20 protein-coding genes are annotated in these 21575 nt (G+C 43.3%); 14 read left to right on the top strand and 6 right to left on the bottom strand.

Annotated elements, in window-relative coordinates:
• Window positions 1-333 precede the first annotated feature (333 nt).
• The 10 genes from dusA to MHM87_RS16980 all read left to right on the top strand — a co-directional run bounded on the left by dusA (window position 334) and on the right by MHM87_RS16980 (window position 9830).
• A complete protein-coding gene (gene dusA / locus MHM87_RS17025) occupies window positions 334-1350 on the top strand; it encodes a tRNA dihydrouridine(20/20a) synthase DusA (RefSeq protein ID WP_239260322.1) in 1017 nt (338 codons plus the stop codon).
• A 192-nt stretch (window positions 1351-1542) separates the two neighbouring features.
• A complete protein-coding gene (locus tag MHM87_RS17020; protein WP_014999569.1) occupies window positions 1543-1830 on the top strand; it encodes a hypothetical protein in 288 nt (95 codons plus the stop codon).
• 321 nt (window positions 1831-2151) lie between these two features.
• Window positions 2152-2820, top strand: coding sequence for a phage shock protein PspA (pspA, locus tag MHM87_RS17015; protein ID WP_239260320.1), 669 nt, complete (start codon window positions 2152-2154; stop codon window positions 2818-2820).
• Between the two features lie 61 nt (window positions 2821-2881).
• Entirely contained in the window at window positions 2882-3082 is a 201-nt protein-coding gene (locus MHM87_RS17010; protein WP_014950723.1) for a PspC domain-containing protein, read from the top strand.
• Window positions 3082-3444, top strand: a complete 363-nt coding sequence (locus MHM87_RS17005; RefSeq protein WP_014977415.1) for a hypothetical protein — start codon at window positions 3082-3084, stop codon at window positions 3442-3444. Before MHM87_RS17010 ends, MHM87_RS17005 begins: the two co-directional genes overlap by 1 nt.
• A gap of 154 nt (window positions 3445-3598) precedes the next feature.
• Window positions 3599-4591 carry a DUF2333 family protein gene (locus MHM87_RS17000; protein WP_014950721.1) on the top strand — a complete coding sequence of 331 codons (993 nt, stop codon included), beginning with the start codon at window positions 3599-3601 and terminating at the stop codon, window positions 4589-4591.
• 3 nt (window positions 4592-4594) lie between these two features.
• Window positions 4595-5350: a TIGR04219 family outer membrane beta-barrel protein gene (locus MHM87_RS16995; protein WP_014950720.1), complete on the top strand. Its 756-nt coding sequence runs from the start codon at window positions 4595-4597 to the stop codon at window positions 5348-5350.
• A 199-nt stretch (window positions 5351-5549) separates the two neighbouring features.
• The gene (locus tag MHM87_RS16990) at window positions 5550-7373 is read left to right on the top strand and encodes an assimilatory sulfite reductase (NADPH) flavoprotein subunit (RefSeq protein ID WP_014950719.1); all 1824 of its coding nucleotides are present in this window, start codon (window positions 5550-5552) and stop codon (window positions 7371-7373) included.
• The gene (gene cysI, locus MHM87_RS16985; RefSeq protein WP_239260318.1) at window positions 7373-9094 is read left to right on the top strand and encodes an assimilatory sulfite reductase (NADPH) hemoprotein subunit; all 1722 of its coding nucleotides are present in this window, start codon (window positions 7373-7375) and stop codon (window positions 9092-9094) included. Before MHM87_RS16990 ends, cysI begins: the two co-directional genes overlap by 1 nt.
• On the top strand, window positions 9084-9830 hold the full coding sequence (locus MHM87_RS16980) for a phosphoadenylyl-sulfate reductase (RefSeq protein WP_014950717.1): 747 nt from the start codon (window positions 9084-9086) through the stop codon (window positions 9828-9830). Before cysI ends, MHM87_RS16980 begins: the two co-directional genes overlap by 11 nt.
• On the opposite strand, the gene MHM87_RS16975 is transcribed toward MHM87_RS16980, so the two are convergent.
• Window positions 9827-10663: a TIGR03899 family protein gene (locus MHM87_RS16975; protein ID WP_239260316.1), complete on the bottom strand. Its 837-nt coding sequence runs from the start codon at window positions 10661-10663 to the stop codon at window positions 9827-9829. The two genes, MHM87_RS16980 and MHM87_RS16975, sit on opposite strands and share 4 nt — an antisense overlap.
• Before the next feature lie 214 nt (window positions 10664-10877).
• Between MHM87_RS16975 and MHM87_RS16970 the strand changes: the two genes are divergently transcribed.
• Window positions 10878-13103: an EAL domain-containing protein gene (locus tag MHM87_RS16970; RefSeq protein ID WP_239260314.1), complete on the top strand. Its 2226-nt coding sequence runs from the start codon at window positions 10878-10880 to the stop codon at window positions 13101-13103.
• On the opposite strand, the gene MHM87_RS16965 is transcribed toward MHM87_RS16970, so the two are convergent.
• Entirely contained in the window at window positions 13100-13678 is a 579-nt protein-coding gene (locus tag MHM87_RS16965) for a uracil-DNA glycosylase family protein (protein WP_239260312.1), read from the bottom strand. The genes MHM87_RS16970 and MHM87_RS16965 overlap by 4 nt on opposite strands.
• Window positions 13679-13792: 114 nt before the next feature.
• Between MHM87_RS16965 and MHM87_RS16960 the strand changes: the two genes are divergently transcribed.
• On the top strand, window positions 13793-14098 hold the full coding sequence (locus MHM87_RS16960) for a hypothetical protein (protein WP_014950713.1): 306 nt from the start codon (window positions 13793-13795) through the stop codon (window positions 14096-14098).
• A gap of 56 nt (window positions 14099-14154) precedes the next feature.
• On the opposite strand, the gene sthA is transcribed toward MHM87_RS16960, so the two are convergent.
• Window positions 14155-15576: a Si-specific NAD(P)(+) transhydrogenase gene (gene sthA / locus MHM87_RS16955; protein WP_110289557.1), complete on the bottom strand. Its 1422-nt coding sequence runs from the start codon at window positions 15574-15576 to the stop codon at window positions 14155-14157.
• Window positions 15577-15755: 179 nt separating this feature from the next.
• Complete coding sequence (locus MHM87_RS16950; protein ID WP_014950711.1) at window positions 15756-16883, bottom strand: fatty acid desaturase; 1128 nt, start codon at window positions 16881-16883, stop codon at window positions 15756-15758.
• A 341-nt stretch (window positions 16884-17224) separates the two neighbouring features.
• Between MHM87_RS16950 and fabR the strand changes: the two genes are divergently transcribed.
• Window positions 17225-17821: an HTH-type transcriptional repressor FabR gene (gene fabR / locus MHM87_RS16945; RefSeq protein WP_014977408.1), complete on the top strand. Its 597-nt coding sequence runs from the start codon at window positions 17225-17227 to the stop codon at window positions 17819-17821.
• Window positions 17822-17931: 110 nt separating this feature from the next.
• On the opposite strand, the gene trmA is transcribed toward fabR, so the two are convergent.
• The gene (trmA, locus tag MHM87_RS16940) at window positions 17932-19029 is read right to left on the bottom strand and encodes a tRNA (uridine(54)-C5)-methyltransferase TrmA (RefSeq protein ID WP_239260310.1); all 1098 of its coding nucleotides are present in this window, start codon (window positions 19027-19029) and stop codon (window positions 17932-17934) included.
• A 176-nt stretch (window positions 19030-19205) separates the two neighbouring features.
• On the opposite strand from trmA, the gene MHM87_RS16935 reads away from it, so the two are divergent.
• Window positions 19206-20519, top strand: coding sequence for a DUF5610 domain-containing protein (locus MHM87_RS16935; RefSeq protein ID WP_239260308.1), 1314 nt, complete (start codon window positions 19206-19208; stop codon window positions 20517-20519).
• 79 nt (window positions 20520-20598) lie between these two features.
• On the opposite strand, the gene MHM87_RS16930 is transcribed toward MHM87_RS16935, so the two are convergent.
• Window positions 20599-21063: an RNA-binding protein gene (locus tag MHM87_RS16930; RefSeq protein ID WP_014950707.1), complete on the bottom strand. Its 465-nt coding sequence runs from the start codon at window positions 21061-21063 to the stop codon at window positions 20599-20601.
• Window positions 21064-21575: the final 512 nt, after the last annotated feature.

The following is a 21575-nucleotide window of genomic DNA, read 5'->3' as shown; positions in this document are numbered from 1 at the left end:
TTGTTCATTATTTTTGAGTGTTCACTTTTTGTGAACGTTGACTTTTAATGAACAGTGAGGCGCCCATTTCAAGGCCGATAAGCGTGAAAATGGTTATTTTAGGCTTGGAGAAAACTATCTTACCTTTGTTTTGCTGCTTCACAGAAGTAGAATATACGGCTCATTCTCCGCGAAGCCGCTTGCTGATTGAGTAAAACGCCACATTTTTGTATTCCTATTGTCTTCCTGAAAGGGGGAAATCGACGGAGTACCTCGGAAATGTCACTAATTTTGAAATCGATAAAAATGCGATGAAATTTACTTTTTTACATATTAATCAAGGTTTTAATGCCCATGTCTGACATCTTTTTCAATCGTAAATTCTCTGTCGCTCCAATGCTGGATTGGACAGACCGCCATTGTCGCTACTTTTTACGATTAATGTCTAAGCACACACTTCTCTATACAGAAATGGTAACCACAGGCGCGATCATTTACGGCAAGGGTGACTATCTGGGTTACAACCAAGAGGAACACCCTGTTGCTGTTCAACTGGGCGGAAGCGATCCGTCTGACATGGCCAAGTGTGCAGAGCTATCACAAGCGCGCGGTTATGATGAAGTTAACATAAACGTAGGTTGTCCAAGTGATCGAGTTAAGAACGGTAGCTTCGGTGCATGCTTGATGGCCCAGCCAGAGGTCGTAGCAAGTTGTGTCAAAGCCATGCAGGCTGCGGTAGATATTCCCGTTACGGTAAAGTGCCGTATTGGCATTGATGATATGGACGAAGATGAAGACTTCGCTCGTTTCATCGATACCGTGGCAGATGCCGGATGCGATACCTTTATTGTTCACGCAAGGAAAGCGTGGCTACAGGGATTGAGCCCAAAAGAAAATCGCGAAATTCCGCCGTTAAACTATCCGCGGGTTCATAGACTGAAACAGGCTCGCCCTGAATTATCTATTAGCATAAATGGTGGGGTTAAAACGCTAGAAGAAACCCAGCAACAGCTAGAACTTGTTGATGGCGTTATGGTAGGGCGTGAGGTTTACGCCAATCCTTACATTATGGCTACCGTAGATAAAGAGATTTTCGGAGATACTGAAGCTCAGAGCATGTCACGCCGAGAAATTGTGCTGAAAATGCAGCAGTATATTGAACGCCAAGACGATCCCTATTTCAAACCCTGGCATGCAGCTCGGCATATTTTGGGTCTTTATCAAGGGCAAGCGGGTGGACGTATTTGGCGTAGATACTTAAGCCAAAATGGAACAGGAAAAAATCCAGATCCCAATCTGCTGCTAAATGCGCTAGACGCTGTAGAAATTGCACAAAAGGAAGTCGCTGCGTTTAATAGTCAAAAAGACTAACGATTTAGTAATTTTGACCAAAGTTTAATATTTGTTCAATTCTTAAAAGCTCGCTGTCTCGCGAGCTTTTTTATTTAAATTTATATATATCAATGCTTTAAGTGTTTTTAAAGGAGTTGGCACAGCTCTCGCAATCCTCTAAGTATCGCAACAACGGCGTGTTGTTGCACTGACTAAATTCAGAGGGAAATTATGAAAACTTCACTAATCGCAGCAACTTTACTGACGGCAAGCATGGCAAGCAGCGTAGCAAATGCAGAAGAATCAGTGCTTCAAACGTTTTTGACTAATGTGGTTTCAAATGCAGTGGCTACCACATCGCAGGAAATTAAAGCAGACGTATATCAGGCTGTGGCGAACGCCACTTATCACTTCGAGTTAAGCCCACAGGAAGTGCGTGGTAACGGTAAAGTCAGTGTAACTGATTTAGTTGTAGCCACTTCGCCTGAAGGTAGCTCGGCAGAAGAAGATGCTGATTAATTCGATGTACTTATTCACTAAAAGCGCCGAAAGGCGCTTTTTTTGTGCGTGAAGCACAGCGTGAAAATAAAAAACTGTGGTTGGTCAATTTAACAATGTCGTTGGTTAAATACGCTAATAAATTGTATTTGGTTGCGAAGCGAACAGCTTTTTGTTTTCCTAAAGTCTATAAAGTCCATATTAATCAATGTGTTAATAAATTGGCATGTTCATTGTAATAGTTTAACTGTTGAGAAGAACTCAGTCAGCGGTAACCAGTGGTAGCGTCACGAAGAAATAAGTGCTGGAAGCCACAACACTACTTTTAACGGAGAAATAATCATGGGTATGTTTTCACGCATAAACGATATTGTTCAAGCAAACATCAATGCGATGTTAGATAAGGCTGAAGATCCTGAAAAAATCATTCGTTTGATTATTCAAGAAATGGAAGAAACATTAGTTGAGGTTCGCACCGATGCAGCACGATTTATCGCCCAGCAGAAAACGTTAACGCGTCACATCGCGTCTGCTAAAAAGGAAGTAGAAGGGTGGCAGCACAAAGCGCAAATCGCAATGAATAATGATAAGGAGTCATTGGCTAAAGCTGCGTTAATTGAAAAGCAAAAATATGTCGCAAAACTTTCTTCTCTTGAAGAACAAGAAGCGCATCTTGCAGAAAGTATCGAAAAGATCCAAGGCGATACCGCGCGCCTGAACAGTAAATTGGCGGAAGCCAAGGCTAAGCAAAAAACGCTGGTTCAGCGTAAACATTCAGCGCAAACACGCTTGAAAGTGAAACAGGCTGACCATGAAGGCAAAATTGATGATGCCATGATGCGTTTTGAGAGTTACGAACAACGTATTGATCACTTAGAAGCGCAAGTTGATGCGTACGACCTAACAAAGTCGAATGAAGCAACGTCACTGCAGGCCGAGTTCGATGCAATGGAAGCAGATGAAGCTATCGAAAAGGAATTGGCTGAACTTAAGAAGAAGAAGGTCGCGTAGGCGACCTTGAGAGCCGCAGCCCGCATTGTAGATATCGAAGTAAGCATTTTTGGAGAAGATGATGAAAGTACCATCACAAAAGCGAATTTATAGAGACCTTGATTCTGGAATCATTTCAGGTGTGTGTGCAGGAGTTGCACGTTATTTTGATATAGATGCAGTATGGGTTAGAGCGGCAGCTGTAGCAGGCTTGTTCATCGCTACGCCTATTACGCTAGTGGCTTATATTGCAGCCGTTATCTTATTACCGAGATTAGTGTAATGAAAAACTTTCTGATTGCATTGGTCATCGCCATTATTTTGGTGAATTGTTTAGGCAGCTTAGTAGATAGCTGGTTGGGTATGCACTTAATCATGTCAGATGAATTGCTAAGTCCTTGGGAAAACGTAGCAGTGTTATCGTTAGTCGGCGTAGTCCTCGCTATCGTTGGTTTCGTTGTTGCTGTAAGCGTTATGGGCACAATTCTTTTAGCGCTAGGCGCAGGATTTTTAGCATTATTAGTGGTGGGAGTAAGTGCATTTTGGCCAATTATACTTATCGCGATAGCGCTATATGCTTTGAAAAATCGAAACTCTGCCGCTTATAAGCAGCAAAATGACCGAAATATGCACCATAATGTATAATCATCATAATTTTATTTAAGTTGTGTTAACGTAGTAAAAGATGGTGATATAAAGACGACCGTCACAAAGGTTTCGCATTTTTCACATAGTATTAAGACTACAAATAGCTGACCTCCGTCGGCTATTTGTTATTTAAAAGGAAGGTTGGTGTTATATGAGACAATCTATTAACTCAAAACGGATAGCGATTGTCGCTGTAGTGATAGTTTTACTTTTCTGGCTAATAGGATGGTATTGGAGCCTATCCCCAGACACGTTTGATGTTAGACAACGTTTAAAGCAAAACTCGCCTGTTGAGAATCCAACTAATATTGCGGGTTACACATTAACAACAACCATGATTGATGTGTCGGAAACCTTACTTGATAAGCCTGGTGGATATCTTTCTAACGACATTACGCCTCCTGGCATCTTTTTAGATAACATGCCCGCATGGGAATTCGGTGCGCTGGAAATGGTGCGAGACCTTGCACTCTCTATGCGTAAAGACTTCAGCCGCTCTCAATCCCAATCTATTGAAAATCCATACCTTACAAAAGCTCACCCTAAGTTTAATATGGATCACAAAAGCTGGGCGTTGCCTTCTTCTGAATCGAGTTACTCTGACGGTATAGAGCTTCTAAAAAAATACCGTGACGAGCTAGCGAATACCCGAAACACTGACAGCCAGTTTTATACTCGCGCAGACAACTTGCGCGAATGGTTGAAACAGGTAGAAAAACGGTTGGGTAGTTATTCACAAAGACTTAGTGCCAGCGTAGGATCGGCTAGATTGAACACTGACCTGGCGGGTGACTCGAATGCAAAGCAGTCTTCTCCTGTAGCCAGCCAGCGTGTAGTTAAAACGAGTTGGTGGAAACTAGACGATAATTTCTATGAGGCACGCGGTGCTACGTGGGCTTTACTTCATTTTCTAAAAGCCGTGGAAATTGAATTTTACGACGTATTGGAAGATAAGAATGCATTGGTTAGTCTTCAGCAAATTATTCGTGAACTGGAAGCGACACAGCAGTCGGTATTCAGTCCAATGATTTTAAATGGTAGTGGATTTGGCATGTTAGCGAACCATTCTTTGGTAATGGCAAACTATATTTCTCGTGCAAACGCTGCTTTAATTGAACTTTCAGAACTTCTTAATCAAGGATAATTAATGAAAAAGGGTCTTATAGCTGCCGCATTGGGATGCGCATTAGTTTCAGTTTCATCTCATGCAGACACTATCGCAGGCGTATATGTTGGAGCCCAAGTATGGCAAACCGACACGCAGGGCGGTTTTGCTGATAGCAACAACACCGCTGACTTTAACTTTGATGATGAGACCAATACGGCGCTATACATTGCCTTTGAGCATCCTGTACCGTTTTTACCTAATGTAAAAGTAAATCACACGACATTAGATAACTCGGGCACCACAACGCTTCAGTCTGAATTCACTTTCGACGGTGAATTATTTACTGAAAGCACCACGGTTAATACAGATGTAGAGCTTGATGCTACAGATTTCATTTTGTACTACGAGTTATTCGATAACGATCTAGTGAGCTTTGACTTAGGTGTTAATGCAAAGTACATCGACGGCGCACTGTTCGTTGTGGATAGAGCGAGTGACACAAGCGGATCTGCAGAGTTCTCTGGTATTGTTCCAATGGCTTACTCAAAGGTTCAGCTAGGTTTACCGTTTACAGGTTTATCAGCATACTTTGAAGGAAGCTATTTGTCGTTCGACGACCATGAGCTCAGTGATTATCAAGCTGCAATTCAGTACTCGTTTATTGAAAGTTTAGCGGTTGATATGACGCTTCAGGTGGGTTACAGAAATGTAACGGTAGATATTGAAGACCTTGATGATGTGTACGCTGACATGGAATTTGATGGTGTATTCGCAGGGCTAGAACTTCACTTCTAAGCCTCAACTACGGATTTTAAAGGGCGAGGCTGCGATTGCAGCCTCGCCCTTTTTTGTTGCTTCTCGCCCAAATTCAATTGTGTTATTACCTATTCGCACAGTCATTAGCACTTTCAGTAATAAAAAAGTTTCATTTATTCTTTTCTCTTCTTGAAGAAAGCCGTTAGCCTTAGCGCCATTGATAAAAGGCTAAAAGACTATGTCACAAGATTCTAATTCGAACTCAGCGCCAGGCGCGGTATTAAACGAACAGCAGTGGAATGCAATAACGCAAGCCATTGCAGGCTTAAATCGTGATCAACTTACTTGGGTAAGTGGTTATGCTGCGGGCATGGCTGCTGCACAAGGTGGTTCGGTTGCACCAATGATGCAAGGCACTCCTGCAGTAGCGGGTGACGCGCCAACGCTTACTATTTTGTACGGTTCACAAACCGGTAATGCGAAAGGTGTTGCAGCGCAGTGTCAAGCGAAAGCAGAAGAAGCGGGCTTTAATAGCAAGCTGGTTAGCATGGCAGATTACAAGCCACGTAACTTGAAAGCAGAAACTCACGTTGCGGTATTTGTTAGTACCCATGGTGAAGGTGATGCACCAGACGATGCTATTGAGCTACATGAATTCTTGGCTGGCAAAAAAGCCCCGAAGCTTGCTGATACCAAATATGCAGTTTTGGGTTTAGGTGACAGTAGTTACGAGTTTTTCTGCCAAACGGGTAAAGACTTTGATGAACGCTTAGGTAAGCTTGGCGGTAAAGCTATTGTAGAGCGTCTGGACTGCGACGTTGATTATGAAGCGGAAGCCGAAGCATGGCTGAGCAAGCTCATCGACTCGCTAAAAGACGATTTTAGTGCAGCTCCGCAAGCAGCGGTAGCGGCGCAAACTGGCGCGGCGGTGCAGGGTGTAGCAGCGCAAACTTACACCAAAAAAGCGCCGTTTAAAGCGACCTTAATTGACGCACAAAAAATCACAGGTCGTGATTCTGTTAAAGATATACGCCATATTGAAATAAGCCTTGAAGATAGCGGAATCACCTACAAGCCAGGTGATGCGCTTGGTGTATGGTTTAAAAATGCAGCATCTCTAGTGTCGGAGCTTATTAGTATCTTGTCACTAAACGGCAATACAGAAGTGTCTGTGGCTGACGCGACCATGTCACTCACCGAAGCATTAACGTCGAAGCTTGAATTAACCTTAAGTTACCCTAATTTCATTAAGTCATATCAAGAGGCGACAGGCTCTGAATCATTGGCTACATTGATGGAAGATAAAGCGCAGCTGCGTACCTACATGGCCGAACGTCAAATTATTGATATTGTGCGCGACCATCCGGGTAAGTTGTCTGAACAACAGCTTGTAGATGCTTTGCGACCGCTAACGCCTCGCTTGTACTCGATAGCATCAAGCCAAGCCGAAGTGGAAGAGGAAGTACATTTAACCGTAGCTCACGTTGACTATGAAGCGTTTGGACATCGTCATCAAGGCGGCGCATCTGGCTTTTTGTGTGAATATCTAGAAGAAAATGGCGACGTAGAAGTGTTCGTAGAAAGTAACGATAACTTCCGTTTGCCCGCTGATCCAAATACGCCAGTGATCATGGTCGGCCCGGGTACGGGTATTGCACCGTTTAGATCGTTCATGCAAGAGCGTGACGTACAAGGCGCAGAAGGCAAAAACTGGTTGTTCTTTGGCAACCCACATTTCACGCAAGATTTTCTATATCAAGTGGAATGGCAAGGCTACGTTAAAGAAGGCCTGCTAGACAAAATTACGCTGGCATTTTCTCGTGACCAAGAGGAAAAAGTATATGTTCAGCACCGTTTACTAGAAAACGGTAAAGAGGTGTATGAATGGCTAGAGCAGGGCGCACACTTCTATGTGTGTGGCGATGCAATGCACATGGCGAAAGATGTAGAGAACGCCCTAATTAGTATTGTGCAAGAGCACGGCGGTAAATCTGAAGCCGATGCAAAAGCCTATGTTGTAGAGTTACGTAAAGCGAAACGTTATCAGAAGGATGTCTATTAATGAGTAACGAAAAATCACCATTTATCGTTGAGGGCAAACTGGCTGACAACGAGCGTTTAAAGCGTGAAAGTAATAATTTGCGTGGCACCATCACTACCGATCTTAAAGATGATCTTACTGGTGGTTTCACCGCTGATAACTTCCAGCTTATTCGCTTTCACGGTATGTACCAACAAGACGATCGTGATATTCGCGCTGAGCGTGCAAAGCAGAAACTTGAGCCGCTTCACAATGTGATGTTGCGTGCCCGTTTACCTGGTGGTGTTATTACGCCTGACCAATGGTTAGCGATTGATAAGTTTGCAGCCGATCACACCATGTACGGCAGCATTCGTTTAACAACCCGTCAAACTTTCCAGTTTCACGGTGTGTTAAAGCCTAAGATTAAGTCCATGCACCAAATGCTAAACAAGGTAGGCATCGACTCTATTGCTACGGCAGGCGACGTAAACCGAAACGTACTATGTACGTCAAATCCGGTTGAATCTGAGCTTCACCTTCAGGCATTTGAATGGGCGAAGAAGATAAGTGAACACTTACTACCTAAAACCCGCGCGTATGCTGAAATTTGGTTAGACGGTGAAAAAGTCGAAACGACTGAAAAGCCTGTAGAGCCTATTTTGGGTGATAACTATTTACCGCGTAAGTTTAAAACGACGGTGGTGATTCCTCCGCAAAACGATGTAGATGTTCACGCGAATGATCTTAACTTTGTTGCGATTGCTGAAAATGGACAGCTAGTTGGCTTTAACGTACTTGTCGGTGGTGGTCTTGCGATGACTCACGGCGACAAGAGTACGTATCCACGAAAAGCGTCTGATTTCGGATTTATTCCGCTTGAAAACACGCTAGACGTTGCCGCAGCGGTTGTAACAACTCAGCGTGATTGGGGGAACCGTGTTAATCGTAAGAACGCGAAAACCAAATATACGTTAGAGCGTGTTGGGGTAGACAACTTTAAGGCTGAAGTTGAAAAACGCGCAGGCGTGACTTTCCAAGACAGCCGTTCGTATGAATTTACGGGCCGTGGCGATCGCTTTGGCTGGGTTGAAGGTATTGACGGTAAATATCACCTGACCGTATTTATTGAGAACGGCCGTATTTTAGATTACCCAGGTAAAACGCTAAAAACAGGCTGTGCCGAAATTGCGAAGATCCACAAAGGTGATTTCCGCTTAACGGCAAACCAGAATTTGATTATTGCCGGTGTAGCGCCGCAAGACAAAGACAAAATTGAAGCATTAGCCCGCGAACATGGCTTAATAGCGCCATCGATTTCTAACCAGCGACTTGACTCAATGGCCTGTGTTGCATTGCCAACCTGTCCGTTAGCCATGGCAGAAGCTGAGCGCTACTTGCCAGATGCCGTTACGGAATTAGAAGGTTTGCTTGCCAAACACGGATTGGAAGAAGACAGCGTAATCTTCCGTGTAACAGGCTGCCCGAATGGCTGTGGTCGCGCGATGTTGTCTGAGGTTGGCTTAGTAGGTAAGGGCCCAGGCAAATACAATTTGCATTTGGGTGGAAACCGAGAAGGTACACGTATTCCACGTATGTATCGAGAAAACATAAGCGAACAGGAAATCATGGTAGAACTAGATTCACTGTTTGGCCAGTGGGCCAAAGATCGTGAAGCGGGTGAAGCCTTTGGTGATTACGTTGTTCGCGCTGGTGTTGTAAAACCAGTAGTAGACTCCGCACGGGATTTCTATGACGAATAATACAGCGATTAAGCAGCAACCACTAACGCTTGATATCAGTAAGGAAGCCCTTGCTGATATCAATGAAACGTTAGAGAAAATGACAGCGCAGGAGCGAGTAGCTTGGGCGCTGGACAACTTGCCTGATACTCATATTGTGTCTTCAAGCTTTGGAGCACAATCGGCGGTTATGCTGCATATGCTTACCCAAGCACAACCGGATATTCCTGTTGTGCTTACCGACACAGGTTATCTTTTTCCTGAGACGTATAAGTTCATTGATGAACTTGTAGAAAAGCTCAATTTAAATTTGCATGTGTACAGCGCAGAGATGTCTTCTGCGTGGCAGGAAGCGCGCTTTGGCAGACTTTGGGAACAAGGCATCGAAGGTATTGAGAAATACAATAAGATGAACAAAGTTGAGCCAATGCAGCGCGCCTTACGTGACCTGAAAGCAGGTACGTGGTTTGCAGGTTTGCGTAGAAGCCAATCAGATACCAGGGGAAAGCTTCCAGTTCTACAAAAAGTAGGGCAGCAGTTTAAACTTTACCCGATCATTGATTGGAGCAACAAAGACTTACATTACTACCTGAAAGATAACGACTTGTCTTATCATCCGCTTTGGGAGCAAGGGTATGTATCCATCGGTGATTGGCATACCACGCAGTCGCTCCAAGAAGGAATGAGTGAGCAAGACACGCGCTTCTTCGGTTTGAAACGCGAGTGTGGATTACACGAATTTGGTGATGGTATTTAACTCACGTTAAATACCTCGCCTAACACCGACTTAATGCTGGTTAAATACGCTTCATTAGGCGATTTAGTCACTAATTTATACAGCTCACTGCCAATCGAAGTGAACTTGTAATACACCAAAGCAACCCCCGACGTTTTACTGGTTAATGAAATATTTTCATTTACGCATCGCCAGGTTACTTGCTGACCTTCATCGTATTCGGCGCTTTCAATTTCGCTGGTATAAATCAACTTCATCTCTTGCAAAGACAACAGATCAGGGTAACTCAACCCTACGTTGGCTAAGTTAATTTGCTCAGGAACAGGGCGTCTCAATAGTGAAAGCAAGCCTTTGCGTTTGTGATACCCCACAAGAATACGCGGGACCGCATCGTTATTTCTTCTACTCGCAACATTCACAGCCTTATTGAATACTTGTGCATCCCTATGCGTTAGCGTCTTTAATAGCTGCAATGTACGAAGGGAAAAACTGCCCGGGCGAGCCACCTCAACGGCAAAAATCTTTCCCCATAATTCCTGCATGGGCGGGCTGTAAATTTCCTCAGCCATGGTACTAAATGCGAAAAACCAGTCGGGATCAAGATTATCGCTAGTTTGTTCGTTGATCGTCACATTTAATGCTATATTTAATACAGCTTGAAGATTGCTCGCTTTTTGGGTTTCTAATATTTGTTTTCTTCTTTCTAGTGCATGCTTTTGCTTTTTAGGATCAGGGGACATCATAGAGGGGCTTATACCCACTCTGGCAAACCAGGAAAGCATGCGTTGGCGACTAGCATCGGTTTTCACTGCGTTGCTGGCCGCTTTTTCAGCCGCGGGCGATTCGGCTGTCACCTTTACAGTCTTCTCTTCCGTTTCCTGTGGTTTTTTTACCTCAGGGGAAAAGTGCTGGGATGTAATCTTCATAAATGCTTAAATGATCGAATGTAAAATGGCATGTAACATGAGAGCACTATTGCATTGCGTAACCCATTTATCAATGTAATCGTTGCCTTAATACAATGAGTAGCGCATTCTTGTTTTGTTTGTATCGAGGAAATGAGCGGTAATGTCGGCAATGGATTACGATAACGACGAATTAATTTTTTTAGATGATGATGGTTCAGTTGAAGAGCAAACCTTATTGGGCAAAGACTGGAACATTCTTATTGTCGATGACGATGAAGAGATTCACACCGTAACGCGTCTCGCGCTATCTGATCTCATCGTAAACGATCGCAAATTAAACTTCATCCACGCTTATTCAGCAAAACAAGCCAAAGAAATGCTGCACGAATATGGCAACAGCATTGCCATAATTTTACTTGATGTCGTTATGGAGACTGATGACGCGGGTTTTGATGTTGTTAAATACATCCGCGAAGGCATGAAGTTAGTTGAACCTCGAATTATCTTACGTACGGGCCAGCCCGGCTACGCTCCTGAAGAGCAAGTCATTAAAGTTTACGATATCAATGACTACAAAACCAAAACAGAACTTACTCGCGCCAAATTACTAACTACTATCATTTCCTCACTACGCTCTTATCAGCAAATTGTAACGATTAGTCAAAGCCGTGCTGGTTTAGAGAAAATAATCACCTCTTCAGCCAACTTGTTTGAAGAACATTCGGTGAAAGAGTTCTGCGAAGGTGTAGTTACCCAGATTAGTTCGCTTATTGGTTTAGACTCCGAAGGTTTATTGTGCGCAAGAGCGGGTTCTTTGCTAGACCGAGAGGACGAAGAGGTTTACGTGCTTGGCGCTGCGGGTGAGTATGCGAAATTTATAAACCAGCCTGTGTTCACGCTTAAAAACCTTGAAATTGAAGAAAATATTAGTCGGTGCCTACGTCTTAAAAAGCACATTTTTGAGCCTAGTTGCTCTGTGCTGTATATCAGCCGCGCTGGTTTTGAAGCTGCCGTATTTGTTCGACAAACCCACGAGATTAGTGAGCTAGACAAGCACTTGCTTGAGGTTTTTCTATCCAGTATTTCAGTGGGATACGAAAACGTTAATCTTTTCCATGAATTGAGAAATGCGGCGTTCAGAGACTGGTTAACCCGTCTGCCAAACCGCAATGAGTTTATCAATATGCTCGATAAACCTCATTTGTTTGCCGGAGAAAACTATAGCGTAGCCCTTATCGATGTAAATCACTTTTCCGATATAAATGATGGTTTAGGGCAAGAAGTCGGCAATGAATTGTTGCGAGCTATAAGCGATCGCTTTCAATCTTCTTTCGATAGCATAGTGAAAAAAGGCCGCATAGGTGCTGATGTATTTGGACTTATTGGTCCCGACGATCTGGTATGCCCTAAAACCATCAACAACATTTTCCAATCTTCGTTTCAGGTCGGTGATCACACCCTTCCGGTAAACATCACCCTGGGATTGTGCAAATTAGACAATAAGCGCCACATCGGCATTGAGATTTTAAAGCGTACCAATATTGCGCTAAACCGAGCAAAGAAAAACCTCACCGATAACTTTGAATATTACGCCAAAGACATCGAAGATCAGACGACTTGGCGTCTAGATATGATTCGCCAACTCAGAAGCGACTTTGCAGCAAGAAAGCTGGAATTGTGGTTTCAGCCGCAAGTGGACTTGCTGAATGAAAAAGTGGTTGGCATGGAAGGCTTACTACGCTGGCCCAACGGGGAAGGGGGATACATTTCTCCCGCCGTATTTGTGCCACTTGCTGAGTATTCAGGTCTTATCGTTGATATCGGTGAATGGGTATTAGAAGAATCATGCCGTCGTCTTCAGGAATTGAAAGAAAAAGGCTACGGCCATCTAAGAGTTGCCGTTAACATCTCTATTCCGCAGTTCCGCGACAGGTTATTTGTAGAAAAAGTTAAGCAGGCACTATCTAACGCCAACTGCGACCCAAGCCTTTTAGAGCTAGAAATAACAGAAAGCGTGGTGATGGATGAGCCGCAAATTGTAATAGATGCATTGCGTTCGTTAAAAGAATTTGGGGTGAAAATAGCCATTGATGACTTTGGAACAGGCTTTTCCTCCATGAGTTATATACAGCAGCTCCCGTTAGATCGATTGAAGGTCGATCGTTCTTTTGTCAAAGACATTAAACCGGGTGCAAGCGCAGTGCTTGCTGAGACCATTGTGACTTTGGGTAACAAGCTAGGCTTATTGACTATTGCCGAAGGCGTAGAAAAAAGAGAGCAGGCGAGTTACATGATAAAGCTTGGATGTGACGAAGCACAGGGCTACTTGTACGCGAAGCCTATGCCGTTCGATGCGCTTTTAGCGTTTCTGGAAGAGCACGACTAAACTTTTAATACAGATTCGACAGTGTCTCGCAACTTGGGAAGGATATCTAATTCAAACCAAGGGTTTTTAGCGAGCCACCTGTTGTTTCTTCCTGACGGGTGGGGCAGTACGAAATGTGTTTCAGTCGGACTGCGTACAGCTTCAGTTAACGTTTTGTGTTGCGGTAAATAATACTGTTGCGAGTAACGTCCCACGTAAAGCGTTACTTCAGGTTTTAAATAAAGAAGAAAGTCATTATGCCAAGCGGGAGCACATTCTTTTCTTGGCGGGGCATCGGCTCCATTTTTATAACCTGGAAAGCAGAAGCCCATTGGCAGCACCGAAATTAAGCGTGGGTTATAAAAGGTCTCCCTCGAGACAGACAACCAATCGCGTAACCGATCTCCGCTGGGATCATCAAACGCAATGTTGCGTTCATGAGCTTTCAACCCCGGTGCTTGCCCAATAATAAGCACTTTAGTTGAAGGTGCAGTGCTAAATATGGGGTTGGGTTGATGCGGTAGGTGAGGGGCACACAGTCTACAATTTCTCGCTTTAACCACCAGTGCATCGTGGCCTTTCACATTTTTCTCCAAATATTTCTCTTTGTCATACTTTTGTCACAAAACTATGATCTCAGTTTGACTATCTTATGTATATACAGTATGTTTAATAGTGACAGTAGTAGACTGTAACACAGGAGAAGAAACATGCGTAAAGTAGTACTAACCCTAGCTCTATCAGCGGCCTTTGGTATTGCGCATGCGGAATCTGGTGATAACCAGCTTTTCGATTGCATGGATGCGAAAACATTCGAAATGAATAACCAATGTATGTCTGACAAAATCGGCAATAACATTCGTTTCCGTGATGCACAAGCAAAGTTGATCGACATTGCAAGCGATAGTCAGGGTGACTACGCCATTGCAACAATGACGTTCGATCAAGAAAATATGCACATCGACATCGTAGCACATAAAGATTCGCTTAACGCGCTTGCTGCGAACCGTAACTAAATTCTTAGTTAACGCATATTAAGCCGGCGACAATCTCGCCGGCTTTTTTGTGTCCGTTAGAAAATTCTATTAAGTCCATTAATAGCAGCAACTCGATAAGCTTCTGCCATGGTTGGATAGTTAAACGTAGTGTTAACGAAGTAATCTATGGTATTGCCTTCGCCCTTTTGCTGCATGATCGCTTGGCCGATGTGAACAATCTCGGAGGCACGTTCACCGAAACAATGAATGCCCAAGATTTCTTTAGTTTCGCGATGAAACAAGATTTTCAGACTTCCTGTCTGCGTTGACGCGATTTGGGCTCTGGCCAAATGTTTGAACTGAGCTCTTCCCACTTCATAAGGCACTTTCGCTGCAGTAAGCTCTTGCTCTGTTTTACCAACAGAACTTATTTCTGGGATTGTGTATATGCCTGACGGAATATCTTCTACCAATGCCGAATGTGTTTTTATGCCAAGCATAGCTTCAGCGGCAAAGCGACCTTGGTTATAAGCCGCAGATGCTAAACTTGGATAGCCAATGACATCGCCGACTGCAAATACATTGTCTACGTCAGTTTGATAATTTTCATTAACCTTGAGTTGGCCTCTGCCATCGGCTTTTAAACCAATATTCTCGAGTCTAAGTGTATCTGTATTACCCGTTCTTCCGTTAGCAAACAAGAGACAATCTGCGCGCATACGCTTGCCCGACTCTAAGTTTAAAATAACCGAGTCATCGGTAGCTTCAACCGAAGAATAGGCTTCATTGTGCCGGATGAGTACGCCATTGTTCCACAGGTGATAACTGAGTGCGTCTGATATCTCGTCATCAAGAAATGACAGTAAGCGATCGCGCATGTTAACGAGGTCAACTTTTACGCCTAGTCCTCTGAAAATACTGGCATATTCAGAGCCAATGACCCCAGCGCCATAGATAATTATTGATTTGGGATCGTGATCTAAAGATAGGATAGTGTCTGAGTTATAAATACGCGGGTGATTAAAGTCGATGTCTTTAGGACAATAAGGACGCGACCCTGTGGCAATAGCAATTTGGCCTGCAGTGACAGTATCTTTAGAGCCATCTTTACGGGTTATCTCTAACGTATGCGCATCTACGAAACTGGCTTCGCCGTGAAATAGCGTCACACGATTTCTGTCGTAGAAAGAAGAGCGAAGTCGAGTTTGGCTTTTTACCACACCGCTAGCATGGCGCATGATGTCAGAAAACGTAAGACTCTTACTTAAGTGGTTGTCGGCAAACAAGGGAGAAGAGTTATATTCAATAAGACGACTTACTGAGTGACGAAGCGCTTTCGATGGAATGGTTCCCCAATGGGTACAACCCCCTCCCACTGCCTCGTAGCGCTCAACAACCGCCACTTTTTTTCCGGCTTTGGCAAGCTGCATTGCAACGCCTTCACCACCAGGACCTGTGCCAATAACGATAGCGTCGTAATGATACGACGGGGCTTTGGTTTTTTGCTTCGTTGCCATCTTACTTTCCCATGTTGTTACTTTTGTAATGCGATGTCACCACTAGATTAGCCGCAATACAAAATGAATGATTCTGGTTTTAGTATAACGACCTTATCCAACTATAGAATAAAAAAAAACCACATAAGCAGACACTTATGTGGTTCTTAGCGTTCAAACGTATAAAAGAGGGCGTTAATTTACGCCATTTGCAATGACAAACTATGTAACTGTGTCCATTTCTCTTTCTGTACAGCAAATGCGTGTTTCAGCTCTTTGTACTTGTATGCAAGCTCAAGCCCTTCGATACTGCGCTTTAGGGTGCGTTGTTTAACGCGCATAACACGTTTTTTCGTGGCGTAGTATTCACTCATGCGCTGCATTAACAAGTCGTATTCTTCTTGAATGGTATGCATCATTTCTTCAGCATTAGGCAGTAGCGATACTTTTTCACTTGCTCTTTGCAGCTGCATTGCTGCTAACGCTTTCTCGATGCGCTCTTCTGGCACTTTGCGAAGGTTGGATGTCAGTCCTACCAGTGATAATCCCTTAATAAGCCATTTTGTAGGATCAAACTGATACCAGCGAATGCCATTACGATAGTCGTACTCAAAGATGTGATGGTAATTGTGATAACCTTCACCAAAGGTAAAAAACGCAAGAATACCGTTATCTCGTGCTGTGTTCTTATCGGTGTAAGGCTGGCTACCCCAAAAATGAGCAAGAGAATTGATAAAGAAGGTTACGTGATGCACTAGCACCAGGCGAAGTACACCGGCTACCAAGATCATGCCTAATACGTCACCATTTAAATAGCCCAGAAGACCTGTGATACCAAAGTTGGCCGCCAGCACGATGGGCAAATAGTAGTTATGCTGCCACATCACCACTTTATCTTTTTGAAGATCTTTACAGTTACTGTAGTCATCGTAACGTTTGGCCTGATACTCACGCAACATCCAGCCGATATGCGCAAACCATAGCCCTTTCTTGGCAGAGTAGGGGTCTTTGTCGTTATCATCAACATGACGATGATGAACGCGATGATCTGACGACCAGTGCAAAATACTATTTTGCAGCGCCATAGCGCCACCAATCGCAAGGATCACACGAACAACCACATTGGCGTCGTAAGTTTTATGCGACCATAAGCGGTGGTAGCCGGCAGTTATAGACATACCGGTAAAGTAAAATAGGAATATAGCCGCACCGATTTCTGCCCAATCGATGCCTTGATACGCCACCCATAGCGGCACACCAATAAACGCAATTGCGCCAGATATAATAAATACCAGCACATTAGTAAGGATAAGAGGAGGTTTTTTCATTTTATACAACTTGGCTTACAACTGTTCGCTAATTTATCGTTTTACGAGGCTTCAGGCAAGCAAAACCCAGATTAGTTCTGCTTACATGTGTAAAGTTTAATTATAGTAAAGCTACGCTGAAGCGCTCGTTAATTGTGGCTTTTTCTGCTTAATGCTTGTTTATAAAAGAGATGATTCTGTTTCTCTTTCCCCACTGGTGTGTGTTGCGATAAACTACACATGCTAGTCTTTGATGTACGAAGTTTGATTGCGTTAATGGCTATACAGATGACGTAAGGGCTTCAACCCTAAGTGCTAAAAATCATCAAGCCGTTCAGAGCTAATCAACCTATGGTGCGAATGTGAGTCGACAAGAACAGAAATTAAAAACCCGCCAAAATATCATTCATGCTGCGTTTTCTTTGCTCGATGAAAACCGCAGCTTATCGGCAATCAGCTTGCGTGAAGTTGCCCGAGAGGCAGGTATAGCACCTACGTCTTTTTACCGACACTTTAAAGATATGGACGAATTGGGTTTAACGCTGGTGGATGAAGCCGGTTTAGCATTGCGGCAGCTTATGCGTCAGGCAAGGCGGCGGATAGCCTCTGGAGGCGGCGTAATACATACTTCTGTTGAAACCTTCATGGAATTTATTGCGGCAAATACAAACGTATTTCGTTTATTACTACGCGAGCATACTGGTACGTCGTCGGCTTATCGGTTGGCAGTATTTAGAGAGATTCAACACTTCATCGACGAGTTGACCGACTACATTATTGAACAGCAGGGCGTAGAATACGCATGCGCGCAGCTTCAAGCTGATGCTATGGTAAGGCTCGTATTCAGTGCTGGGGCAGAGGCATTAGAAGCAGACGATAAACTTCGCCGAGAAATCGGTGAGAGAGTGAAAGCGCAGCTTCGCTTCGTTCAAGTAGGTGCAACGCAAAAAAGCGTATAATTGAATTAGTGGTTTAAGTCCACATCGTTTGCTCTAATCAAAGCCACCTTATTTTAATACGTCTTCATAGGCCTTTGTGACTCCAAAGGCCTTGTCAATTTGTACCAAAACTAGCTTTTGCGTGTAAGTAAAACGCCCGCCTCAATGTGATGAGTAAACGGGAATTGATCGAATAGTGCCGATTGAGCAACGTCGTGAGTTTCACTTAAAAGCTCAAGATTTTGCGCCAGCGTTTCAGGGTTACACGAGATATACACGATATTATCGTAATCCTGAATCATTCTAAGCGAGTCTTCATCTAACCCAGCTCTTGGTGGGTCAACCAATACAGTTGTGAAATTATATGTACTTAGATCAATGCCTTCTAAGCGACTAAACGTACGTTCACCTTTCATAGCCTGAGTGAATTCTTCAGCGGCGAGTCTTACGATCTTCACATTATTAAGCTGATTTTGTTCAATATTAAACTGCGCAGCTTGTACAGAGGGCTTGGCTATTTCGGTCCCCACAACATTATCGAAGTGAAGCGCTAGCGGCAGTGAGAAGTTACCTGCACCGCAATACATCTCCAGTAAATCGCCAGAGAGCGGCTTTACGCAATCTAGTGCCCATTCAATCATGCTACAGTTCACTTCGGCATTGGGCTGAGTGAAGCTATTTTCGATATGCTTAAATATGAACTCTTTGCCATTAACGGGTAAGCGCTCAATAACAAAATCGTTGTCGATTATAAGCTTTTGTTTTCTCGCACGGCCGATGATGTTTACTTTCGGAAAGTGAGCCTCGAGTTTCGCCTTTAATTCTTTTGCAGCCTCTTGCCACTTCTCATCTAGTTGACGATGGTATAAAAGACTGATAACAAGCTCGCCAGATAGTGCAGAAAGATAATCGATTTGAAAAAGCTTCTTTCTTAGCGCTTCATTTGGTCTTACTTCTTTTAACAACAGCGCCATAGCATCGTTTATTGCTTTACAAGCAGGAGGAAAGCTATCTACGCGATACTTTTCTTTTGTTTCCTGGTTGAACATGATGTGAAACAAATCATCGCCCTCATGCCATACTCTAAATTCGGCGCGCATACGGTAGTGCGTTGGTTGCGATGGAAATACGGTTAAGTTAGGCGCATTGAACGGAGAAAGTAACGCAGTAAGACGTTCTACTTTTTCGTCCAACTGAGCTTGATAGCGTTGTTGTTCGGTCGCGGTCATAAAATTCTCCATTCAATGTTGAGGTCGCGAATTGTAGTCCCTTATAAAATAACTGCAACAAGCGCTATCTACTTCTACATTATTATTAGGAACGACCCAGTAAAAAAAGCTGTATTAAAATTAAACAATACTGATTCTTTGCCGATAATAAGATTGAGGATAGTGAGGATCAAATTATGAACGTGGGTCAAATTAAGGCTTTTATGGGCGACCAGAAGGTCGATCAAAAAGCAGATCAAAAGGCATCAGTTCACCCGAACGAAATGTTGAAAAAGCAGTTACAGCAAGACGGATTGCAGCAAGCGGCTGAGTTTTCTAAACAACAAGCGGCATCAGTATCTGTTTCCAGTAGCCAAACTAGCATCGGCTTACGTGTGGTGAGTAGCAGCCTTAACCAAGCGTTAGTTATAGATGGCCAAAAGCCACAAGAAGCCAAAGAGAAAAGCATTGAAGATAAGTCGAACAGTTTGTTCGACTTTGAAAAAGTTGCCAGAAACGTACTTAAGTTCGTAGGTGGCGTCATTAGAGGTGCGGCAAACGGTGGTGCCAGCGAAGAAAAGCTTAATGGCTTATTTAGCCAAGCGAGAGAAGGCGTAAGCCGTGGATTCGCTATGGCTGAAAAAGACCTCGCTGGTTTTATGAATGAAGAGATTGAGCAAGGAATGACAAAAAGCCGCGATCTCATCGATACAGGAATAAACGATCTGGAAACTGACATATTTGGTCGCCAGCAGCCGAACGCTTTAACGCTTTCGTCCTTAAACGCGGTAGCTGCATCGGATGAGAAAAGCGGAAGCTTGCTGATTCGAACTAAAGATGGCGACGAAGTGAGTTTTAGTTTTGAGAGTCTTCGCTCGTTCCAAGCATCTCAACAACTTAATTTCCAAGCACAGGCATCTCAGGAGCAATCAGGCGGTAGTGGCGAGCAAGGTGAAAACAATTTTTCAGCGTCATACCAACAACAAACTTCGTACCAATACTATGAGCGAAGCGGTATTAGCTTTTCATTAAAAGGCGAGCTTGATGAAGATGAGTTAGAGTCGATAGCTGATTTGGTTGGTCAAGTTCAGGATCTCGCCGACACCTTTTACAGTGGTGACATCGACAAAGCATTTGAAGAAGCGTTAAGTTTAGGCTTTGACGATAAAGAGTTAGTTGGCTACGCGTTACAGTTAAATAGAACAACACAGACCGAAGTGCTAAAGACGTATGAGAACATCCAACATTACAATGAAGACAAAAGCGATAATTCGAAGTTTGGAAATGTGGTTAGCCCTATAGCGCAATATCTAGAAAAGATGATGGATACTTTTGCTAATGCCGAAAGTACGTTAGGAAGTAACGAAGACTATAATACCTTAATAGGTGGGTTGATTAATGAGATGAAAGACGTGCAGGTGCCAGATCTTGTATCTGCTATAAATAGGTTTCATGCTTTCAATCAAACGTTACTTAATGGGCTTCCTCAATCTGCTGAGACAAGTGAATAACTAACTATTTGCTAATATAAAAGCCCGGTAGCGAAAGCTAACCGGGCTTTTTTATAGCCTATAAACCGTACTCACAAAATTATGCGTGTTCGACTTTGTCCTTTGCAGGACGAACTTTTAGGGTTCGCTCCTGAAAGATTGAGTCGTTAGTTTTATCGATAACGCTGTTTAAGTCGTCAGTTACAACTTCGATAAAACCGTATCCTTTTCTTTTTCCAGTTTTACGATCCTTCATTAAGCGAACCGACTGTACTTCAATAAAGCTACTGAAGTATTCCTTTACTGCGTTCTCGTTTGCTCTATAAGGCAAATTACCCACATATAAAGTTTCTACTGATCCGTCATTAGAATGTGCTCTGGCATCTGAGGAAGATGGACTTTGAATAAGAGACGCTAGCCAAGGAGTAACGATACCGCTGATCAGCAGAGCTGCTGAGACGGTCAGTGGAACATGGACGTTTAAACTAGCAGAAGAAAATAACAAGTAACCTGCAATTGCAAAAATAGCGCTAATAACAGCGCATTGAATAAAGCCTACTTTCATATACCTACCTTTCTATTGTTTATTATGGTGTTGGAGGCTGTATATAGTTTACTCATTTGTAACAAATTGAACAATAAAATGTGAAAAAACTAGTCTAAAGATGGATTGAGTCGCTAGAAATGATGCAGAAATGAGCGGTTAACACCAAAAGTGGCTTAAAAAGCAAAAAAATCCAATTTAAGTGTTGATCTTTCACAAGAGGTATCTATAATGCGCTCCACGTTCTGAGGGGGCTTCGAGAAAAACAAAGCCAACTCAGCAACAAGTGCGAAACCAAGTTTTCAAACAAATGAAAAGTTTAAAAACATGGTTGACATCGAAAATAAACGATGTAAAATGCGCACCTCACTCGAGCAGGGTGAGTCACTAAGAAGCAACGGCTTTTAGTGAATGTTCTTTAAAAATTTAGACAAGACAATCTGTGTGGGCACTCGTTAAGAGTGTCACAACGACGATTCATATTTCGATATATTTAATTGAAGAGTTTGATCATGGCTCAGATTGAACGCTGG

This window comes from Alteromonas sp. Cnat3-28, from assembly GCF_022348265.1.
GTDB classification, from domain to species: domain Bacteria; phylum Pseudomonadota; class Gammaproteobacteria; order Enterobacterales; family Alteromonadaceae; genus Alteromonas; species Alteromonas macleodii.
The sequence above is the reverse complement of the archived record's forward strand: the minus strand, read 5'-3'. Positions and strand labels throughout refer to the sequence as shown.